At 41.9% G+C, this 9,738-nt stretch carries 4 protein-coding genes and 1 tRNA gene; 3 read left to right on the forward strand and 2 right to left on the reverse strand.

Annotated features, from left to right (window positions below; translation table 11 throughout):
- The first annotated feature begins 349 nt into the window (after positions 1–349).
- On the forward strand, positions 350–1,717 hold the full coding sequence (locus tag H9628_RS08300; RefSeq protein WP_251833658.1) for an aldehyde dehydrogenase: 1,368 nt from the start codon (positions 350–352) through the stop codon (positions 1,715–1,717).
- A gap of 67 nt (positions 1,718–1,784) precedes the next feature.
- On the opposite strand, the gene H9628_RS08305 is transcribed toward H9628_RS08300, so the two are convergent.
- Positions 1,785–7,661 (reverse strand): alpha-2-macroglobulin family protein, encoded by a 5,877-nt coding sequence (locus H9628_RS08305; RefSeq protein WP_251833659.1) that lies wholly within the window; start codon positions 7,659–7,661, stop codon positions 1,785–1,787.
- A 59-nt stretch (positions 7,662–7,720) separates the two neighbouring features.
- On the opposite strand from H9628_RS08305, the gene H9628_RS08310 reads away from it, so the two are divergent.
- A complete protein-coding gene (locus H9628_RS08310; protein ID WP_251833660.1) occupies positions 7,721–8,476 on the forward strand; it encodes a UbiA prenyltransferase family protein in 756 nt (251 codons plus the stop codon).
- Positions 8,477–8,479: 3 nt separating this feature from the next.
- Complete coding sequence (gene recF, locus H9628_RS08315; RefSeq protein ID WP_251833661.1) at positions 8,480–9,559, forward strand: DNA replication/repair protein RecF; 1,080 nt, start codon at positions 8,480–8,482, stop codon at positions 9,557–9,559.
- Positions 9,560–9,663: 104 nt separating this feature from the next.
- Here the strand turns inward: recF and H9628_RS08320 are convergent.
- Positions 9,664–9,737, reverse strand: a tRNA-Asp gene (locus H9628_RS08320).
- Between the last annotated feature and the right edge of the window lies 1 nt (position 9,738).

The following is a 9,738-nucleotide window of genomic DNA, read 5'->3' on the forward strand; positions in this document are numbered from 1 at the left end:
AGGAACCTAAACATTTACGTCCTTTACCTAAAACTTTAGCTTCATAACCTAAACCATTGCGTCTTTAACCTAAATGATTATGTCTTTAACCTAAATGATTACGTTTTAAAGCTAAATGTTTAGCACATCAAGCTAAAACTTTCACTGGTGAGCCTAAAATTTTAGCTTAGTCATTCAAACATTGGGCTCGGGACCGAATTGATCATTTTCAATAGGTTGTTTTGATGATTTTAAATTTTATTTTTAAAATTAAATCTCATTGCAAGTTGTGTTTAAACAGCATCGACGGGCGTGAGGCGCGGATTTTGAAGCGCTTTTGATTAGTTCAACTGAAATATACCAACAACTAATGGATTATACGCAACTCATAGAAAATCAGCGCGAATTCTTCCGCACGCACCAAACCAAGGATATACGTTTCAGGAAAGAGCAGCTGATAAAACTGCAAAAACTGGTTAGTGATAACGAAAAAGCCCTGTACGAGGCCATTCATAAAGATTTCGGAAAGTCCGCGTTCGATACTTTCACCACTGAAATTTCAATCATCAATAAAGAAATTAAGTATTTTTTGCGCAACCTTTCGCAGCTTGCTAAACCCGAAAGAAAATGGACGAACCTAGCGAATCTTCCGGGCTCAAGCAGGGTTTACAGTGAACCTTTGGGTACCGTTTTGGTCATTGGTGCGTGGAACTACCCTATTCAGCTTTCGCTGTTGCCGGCCATTTCCGCAATCGCAGCCGGAAACACCGTAATCCTAAAACCCAGCGAAATCGCACACCACACGATGTTGGTCATCCAAAATCTCATCAACCAACACTTTAAACCAGATTTCTTCCACGTGTGCATAGGCGGTGTGGAGGAAACTACGGAAATATTAAAGCAAAAATTCGACAAGATATTTTTTACCGGAAGTACACAGGTCGGCAAGATTATTTATGAAGCCGCGGCAAAAAACCTGACGCCGGTAGTTTTGGAACTCGGCGGAAAATCACCGGCGATCGTGACGGCCGACGCAGATTTGGAAGTGGCCGCACGCAGGATCGTGTGGGGAAAATTCATCAATGCCGGACAGACCTGTGTGGCGCCGGACTTCGTGCTTGCAGAAGAGAAAATCAAGGATCATTTCTTAGACTATCTGCGGGATTATATTAAAAAATTCGATTATAAGGCCGGCAGTGAGCATTATGCGCAAATCATTAATGATAAAAATTACACGAGACTTGTGCAGCTGATTGACCGCGGGAAAATTTATTTCGGCGGAAATACGGACCCCGGGACACGATACATCGAGCCAACTGTTTTGGATAACGTGAACTGGGATGATGAAGTGATGCGCGAGGAAATTTTCGGGCCCATTCTGCCGGTTGTTTCCTATAAATATTTTCGGGAGGCGATGAATCACCTGGCGCAACTCGAAAAACCGCTGGCAGCATACCTTTTTTCGAACAATCCGGAAGAGATTAAATTTTTTAAAGACAACTATTCTTTTGGTGGCGGCTGTATAAACGACGTGATGATGCACCTCAGCAACGATGCGCTGCCGTTCGGCGGCGTGGGAAATTCCGGAATGGGTAACTATCACGGGAAATATGGCTTCGAGGCATTTTCACATAAAAAGGCGGTGCTGCACAGGAAAAACTGGGGTGAACCGGCCATTAAATATCCGCCATATACAGCCAAAAAACTTTCACTGATCCGGAAACTTCTGTCCTGGTAAAAGCCTGTTTTAAACACAAAAAAAGCCGTTTCACAAATTGTAAAACGGCTCGTTTTTTTAGTTAAATCTATTCTGAAATTGTCACCCGTGTTCCCATCGTATGCGCGCTCATCTGAGGTGCGTAATAGTTCTGCAGCGTCGTAATTCCGTTGCTGAAGGTTCCGGAGGCATTGCAGATATAGTCGTACTCAAAAACATACTTCCCTTTCGGCATATTTTCAATGTAGAAATTGGTGGAAGCATCCTTCGTAGACTGATAATAACCCAATCCGTTTTTCCACTCATAACCGGAAATGACATTCAGTGGCTCAAATCCGGCAGCGCGCATGTCCTTCAGGTGGATGAATTCCATATTCCTGTCGGTGTTCAGGATCATTCTTACGGTTACTTTATCGCCAACTTTCAGAGGTGTTGCAGCGGTTATTTTCTGAAGTTCCTCCCCATTTACGGTTTTCACTTTTTTGTAAAGTTCTTTGGTTATTGAAATATAAGATTCGGAAGATTTAATCTTGTCCAGATCTTCATAATACTGCCAGAAGAGTCCACCCTGCACAACACCGGGGCCGGGTTTAGTAACAGTCACCGTTCCTAAGGTCTTGTCAATCTGTTCTGGCTTTACAGATGTTTTCACATAACCTGTGGCTTTGGTGTCCGGGTTTACAAGCTCCTTCCCTCCCCACACAATTGTTGCCTTATCACTTTCAGGACTTGTCCATGATTTTCCGGAATTCAGCATCGTAAAAATAACTTCAGCCGTTCCGCGCGAACTTCCCCAGGAGTTTACTTCTTTCTGAGTCACGAGCCAAATTTTCATTTCCTCAATGAAATCTGTATCATTTGGACTCAGCTTGTTAAAGGCTTCCAAAGCGCCGGCGTGGTTCACCGTTTTGGACGAATACCAACCCCAGTTGTTCAGGTTCTGTTTCCAGTACACGCCCTGAGTTTGAGTATCTGTAGAGGTTTCCTTTAAATACGAAAGAAATTTCTTCGACTCCGTTTTCATTCCATATTTATCAAACAACAACGCCAGACGGTGCAGGCCAAAGAAGGTGAAATCAGTAATCTTCTCCGTCTTAGCTTTGGCAATCACTGCATTTTTTAAAGATGTTCCTTTGGCTTTCAGCGGATACTGAACCTCCCAGTAACTGCGGGTATCCAGATAATCCAGTACGAAATTATTCACCACAAATTTTTTGTCAATGTTCCCATACTTTTTGACTTCCTGATCTACATAAGCGATGAGTTTCGAAACCAGTTCTTTCTGTTCGGAACCCTGATATTCAGACATGTTTCCTTTCAGCCATTCATTGATCCTTCCCAGATTTTTAAGAATATATAATGAAGTATAATACGAACTTGGATAACCCTGATACCAGGAGAAGCCTCCGTCGGGATTCTGCAGTTGTTTCAGTTCTGCCCAATCCGTCTGAATGGAGTTCCGCATTGTATTGGCATCGAAAAGACGGGCCAGTTTCTGCATCTGCTCGGTTTCATCCTTACTGTCCAGCACCCAGGGCGTTTCTTCGAGCAATAATTGTTTCAACTCCTGATTCTTCTCAAGATTTGAAGTTAATAAACCTTTCTGCTGGTATTCATCAAAAACCGTTTTAAGTTTCGGATTGGCTTTAAAAATTTCTGAAGCCAGAACATCCGCAAACCATTTGTTGAAAACCACATCGGCCGAACCGTTCTGATCGTTTTTCAGGCTTGGTAAGGCAAACATGATTTCCCAAATTGGGTTGGTTGTCAATTCAAGTGTATTGGCAACGTTCGTGGCGGTTGTTGAATTATTTTCAGATAAATTCTCCAGGGTAAACGTTTTGGTTTGGCCTTCTTTTACAAAGATCGGAACAGCATCGGTTACCAACATTCTGTTGGGCAGAACAGCAATTGCTTTCTGTTCCCCGTCGGAGAAATTGCCGGCCTGCGCAACAACTTTTATAATGATTGAGGAAACATCGTTCGGAACTTTCAGTTTCCAGTTTACCACCGCGTTTCCATTCTCTTTTAATTCAAATGCGCTCGAATTATTACGAATTAACCCGAATCGATCCGAGATGTCCTCGTTTGTAAACGCATCCAAAATCTGAAGTTGTGCTGTACCATTTAAACTCTGGCTTACCAGACTCGAAAGTTTGGACTGCAAGTTCAGCTCGTCTCCTTCACGCAAAAATCTTGGATAGTTCGGCGTCACAGAAAATTCCTTCTGCGTTACGACTTCTTTTTCAAGCGTGGCCGCTCGGGCATCTTTTGTATGCGCCAGGAACATGAGTTTCCACTGCGTCAATGCTTCGGGCGAGGTAAATTCAAACGTGACGTTTCCGTCTTGATCCGTCATTAAATTCGGATAGAAAAATGCGGTTTCATTAAGGTTTTGGCGGACGGGGATTTTTAGCAAATCTTTTCCCGGGCCGACTCCCGAAACTACCACTTCTTCTACTTCCGAAACGGCAGCGGAATCAGCCGCCGGTTGATTGGAAACCTGAACGCCTGCGACTTTTCCTGCCAGAGCAGCTGGAGCATTCATATTTTCCTTCATTGCGGAAGATTCAACGGAATAAGCAACAATTGCCTGGTCACGAACCATTCTACCATAAATTCCGCCATCAAACCATGCGAATTCAGGGATGCGGATTACATTTTGATTCAGATATGGTATCCGTTTGCTGTAATGTTCCTGCGCCAGGTTTTGGTCTATATCATAGGATATCATCCTGAAATATTTCCGGTACAGTTGCTGCCACGACCAACGGTTTACCGCAAACTGATCCAGCGACATGTCGTACATATTGGCCAAAACTTCTGCATTAATCTTCTCTTTATCATCTCCAAGAATTTTTACAGTCCACTTCTCTTTTGAATTGGGCTGTAGCTTGTCCCGGAAGGTCACCGTTTCAATTCTTAATGGTTTTTTATCGGAACTGATCTTAAGATTGATGCTTTCGGTTTGTACATCATTGAATGCGACAATTTGAAACTGAACATTCACCTGGTCGATGCTTTCGTCATTCGGGAAGGCAAGGTCGTATTCCAGCACCCCGTTTTTAAGCTTCCGCTGCTCAGTAATGGTTTCCCCGTTTCCGTTCTGCACATATACATTGACCAAGGCATTCGGTATGGCCGAATACACATAAATCTTGGCTTTCTCAGAACGTTTGAATTCATCTTTTGGCTGAAGTACTTTGAGGAAAGGTTTCTGGGTATCTACCAGAAATCTCTTGTCGAAAACTTCAAAGGTTTTTTCCGTTTTGATCGTGTCTTTCCCTTCAATATTGTAGAGTTCAAGACTGTATTTTCCGGCGGCGAGTTTACCCAAGTCAAGAGATTCATCAGTTTTCTGCACTCCATTCAGAATGACAGATTGAACAGCAGGTTCTTTCTCGTCAATAGAAAAGTAATCATGCGGGAATTTCTGGATGAATTCCTGTTTTGACAATTTAGGCAAATCCTGGATTTCATTTTGGAAATTACTTCTGAAGATCCTTTCAGGCGGCAGCAGCTTCGACAGTTTAACCTGATAAGGTTTGTTCAGGTTCTGATCATTATAATTCTTAGTCTCAACCTTGACCTTAATATTCTCATCGGTGAAGCTGTCTTTAATATCATCAGCTTTAATATAATGCGACACGGAGGCGACTTTCACGTTCGTGGTTTCCGACTGGGTTTCGCCATTGATGTCGGTCACCGAAGCATTAATTTCATAATTATCCACCTGGATTCCGTCCAGAGTTTCATCCTTCTTAAGGTCGATCCTGATCGTGAATTCACCTTTATCATTGGTTTTTACATCACCTAAAATGGAATTCTCCTTGTCGTTTCCGCGCGGATACCACCAAAAGTACATCCAGCGAATATTCTTCTTTTTGATTTCATAGTTCACAGTAGCATTGCTAAGCGGAACTCCCGAAAACATCATAGCTTTTCCTTTGACTTCTACTGTCTGCCCATATTTATATTCATCTTTTACAGGCTCAAATGTCACCTCAAATTTGGGTCGTTTGTATTCTTCAACCTGAAAATATTTGGTTCCATCAATCAAGAAATCTGAATCTTCATCATCATTGTCAACCTCAATATAAAACTGTCCGTTCAGTTTACCAAGTGGTAGCACGAACGATCCGTTTACAGAGCCGAATTCATTGGTGGTCAGTTGTTGCTTACTTACTTCATCGCCATTTGCATTGTTTAGCGTGATGTTCAGTTTTGATTTTGAAACTACATTTTCTGTTTTAGATTTTCCGTTGAAAGCCGTTGCAATCACTTTAAAATAAACCGTCTGCCCGGGTCTGTAAATAGCGCGGTCAATGAATATTTGGGCAGTTTCACGGTCGTTATTGTCCTCCCCTCCATAATACCGGTCTCCATACACCTGAATCAGGTTAAAATCATTGGTCTTTGGCTGCTGAACCAGATAATAGCGGTAATATTCCTTACTCCCTGAATCAGGGAATCGGAAATTAGCAGCCTTGTCCGTATTTTGGTTGGTTGTTGTAACCGTTTTCGCACCGCTGTATTCATAGATTTTCAATCCTTCGTTGGAAATCGACTGTCCGTTTTCGCGGTTCACCAGCTTCAGCTGGTTGTCGACTAGCTTCCTGTCATCCTTTTTATCATATAAAATACGGGATTGGGTCGCAATGAAATAAAAATGTTCCTGGATGGCGCCATCCACAACGTATTCAGCCAGGTAAATACCCGAAGGCAGAGGTTTGATTTCAAGGGAAGTTTTATGCGGTTTATAGTCTTTCTGGTCCCGAAGCTCAAACATATCTTTACGAACTAAAGATTTCTTAACCGGCGCAAAACTGTTTTTATCGTAGGAGTTGCGCACATACTTCATAAAGTTCTGTACATCGTCTTTAACCTCATAAATATTTAACGAAAACTGATTTACATTCTTAGCCTCGGCAACCAAATGGATCGGACGGTTGCTCTGCGTGTGATTCTCGAATTTAATGATCAACGTAGGGTTGATGATCTGATTTTCGCGGTTCTTAATATTCTCGAGAAATTTAGATTTAGGATACTGCTTCTTTGCAGAGTCAGCCAACTGTAAAGCCTGGGTAAACTTCTGCTCAGCCGAAAGTAAATCCATCATCTCAGCGATAACCAATACTTTGTAATCGCCATCAATGCCGGAATTTACAAGAGTCTGAAGCTGTTCAAACCGGTCTTTGCAATTCAGGAACTCACAGTTATAATTGATTTTTTGATGCCCAAAGTATAGTTTTGAATTGGTCGTGTTTTTCGCAATCAGTTCATCATAAAGAGTTATGATTTTTGCATGATTAACTTTAAGTTCATTTGGAGTAAAAAAGTTACTGTTCTTTAAAAACTCAATTTGATTCACCGTGTTCCAGTCAAACAGTGTCGGGAAGTAATCCAGATCTTCAGTGCCTTCAAAAATATCTTTGTATTTACCCAGCCGAACCTGCTGTAAAGCCGCTTTTTTGGTTTCGAGTTCAGCAAACTGTTTGGTCAGGAAATTCTTGAAATCGAGTTTACTCCAGGTTTCAATCTGCGCGAAATCCTGATTGTTAATGTTCGTACGCTGGTTAATTTCCCATGATTCATTCTCGTAATAATCAATAAAAAATTCGCCCAAAAGCACCTCATAAAGTAATTTCTGTTCACCTTTAAGTTTATCGCCAAACGTAGAAAGTTTTGTAAAGAACTGGCTGGCCGAATCATTATTTTCATCGTCCTGTGTTTGGTTCACAATGCTGAATTCAGCTTTCAGCGAGCGTATAAGCTGGTTGGCATTGTCGTCTTTCATAGCCTGGTTCTGGATTTCTAAAATAATGGGAAGGTTGGATTTGTATTTGCCTGATTTATAGTTTTCTGATACCTTCTTCCATTGGTCGTCATAGTATTTCTGGCCGAAAAAAGATGAAAAGAAAGCGGTAAAAACGAAAAGGATAAAAACCTGGGTGAATTTATTCATATTTTGAGGATTGAATGTAAGTAGGATTGGGCAACTGATTATTGGTTAAATTTGCTCAAATGCAGTTTTTAAATTTAGCGAAAAAATACATCATTAACAGTCAACTGTACGTATCCCTGACGGGCACTGCCCTGGCGGTCTTCTTTATGCTGGAGCAGAACCTGTTACGCTGGCCCACGGTTTTGCTGATCTTCATCACCTATTTCAGCGGCTATCTGTATACCAAATACCAAAAGCACCGGCACTTTTCCAAAATCCTTGTATTCAATGTAATTTGCGGAGTTTTATCCGGGGCATTAATTTTACTGAATCACAATGAAGTCAGACTACTGAAATGGCTCTGCATCGTAGCCTTGGGTTTACTGTACAACTCGTTTTTCCTGGAAAATTATATCCGCAAAATCCCGCTTCTCAAGGTGTTTTATGTAGGTTTTACCTGGGCCCTGGTTAATTCCTGGCTCATCCTACCCGACTTTCATCCCGGTATTTTCACAGTGAGCCTGCTCTTCGTTTCTGCGCTGGTTCTTCCCTTTGATATACGCGATATGAATCACGATGACGTTGTGACATTTCCGAGGCTGATTGGGGTTCAAAAAACAAAGTATCTGGCCTGTCTGATGCTTACCGCAAGTGCATTAATTTCAATATTTACGCTCCCTCGTGAATTTGCTGCGGCTTTTGTCATCACCAACATTCTCACCATGATCTTCGTTTACTTTTCTGAAAACACCAATAAGGATGCATACTTTTCATTTGGCGTGGAATCATGTTCGGCGCTGCCGCTTTTAATTACCATATTAATGAAGTATTTTTGACAAATGGTTATTCAAAAGCTCCAACTCATCCACTTTAAAAATCATCCCAAAAGAATTTTTGAATTTTCGCATCAAATCAACTGCTTTGTAGGTAACAACGGCGTGGGAAAGACCAACGTTTTGGATGCGCTGCACTATCTTTCGGTGGGCAAGAGTTTTCTTGGAAATACAGACCAGAACAATATTGAGAACGGTGAGGATTTCTTCAGCATTGAAGGAAACATCTTTGATGGCGAAAAGGAAAGCATCATCAAAATCCAGATGCCGCGCGACGCCAAAAAAATCATTAAGAAGAACGATAAGACCTACGACCGCATGGCCGATCACATCGGTTTCCTGCCCAGCGTCATCATTTCGCCCTATGATTCCAATTTGATCTCCGACTCGGGAGAAAGCCGGCGAAAATTCCTGGACGCCATGATTTCGCAGACCGATTCGGATTATCTGTTCAATTTGATTCAGTATCAGAAGACAGTTCAGCAACGGAATGCATTGCTGAAAAGTTTTGCGAAAAACCGTTTTTTCGATCCGGAAAGTCTGGAGATCTATAACGAGCCTTTAATCAAATTCGGCAGCCGTATTTTCGAAAAAAGACGCGCATTCACCGATTCCATTCTCGAACTCATCCAGAATTATTACGAAATCATCTCGAAAGGGAATGAAAAAATAACGGTGGAATACGGGTCAGATCTTATTCATCAAAATTTTGAAGACCTACTCAGCACAAACCTGGAAAAAGACAGGGCTCTTACCTACACCTCACGCGGGATTCACAAAGATGACCTAATGTTTAGTATGAACGGCCAACCTCTGAAAAAAACCGGCAGCCAGGGTCAGCAGAAGTCATTCCTAATCGCGCTGAAACTGTCGCAGATGAACCGCATAAAAGAGCTTACCGGCAAAACACCAATCCTTCTGCTCGATGATATTTTTGACAAGCTGGATGACACACGCGTGGAACAGCTTATTGAACTAGTGAACCGTGAGCATTTCGGTCAGATATTCATTACCGATACGAGTAAAGAAAGAACAGAAGCGGTGGTAAGAAAAATTAATGAGGAATCTAAAATTTTTGAAATCTAAATCGGACGCCGAAATCTTACACGCCGAACATTCAGAAAGTAATATAACTCAAATTCAAATCTTATACAAAATAAAAAAATCTCCTTGAAGGGAGATTTTTTTTGCGATCCGGACGGGACTCGAACCCGCGACCTCCGCCGTGACAGGGCGGCATTCTAACCAGCTGAACTACCGGATCA

The organism is Kaistella pullorum, assembly GCF_014837035.1.
Classification (GTDB): domain Bacteria; phylum Bacteroidota; class Bacteroidia; order Flavobacteriales; family Weeksellaceae; genus Kaistella; species Kaistella rhinocerotis.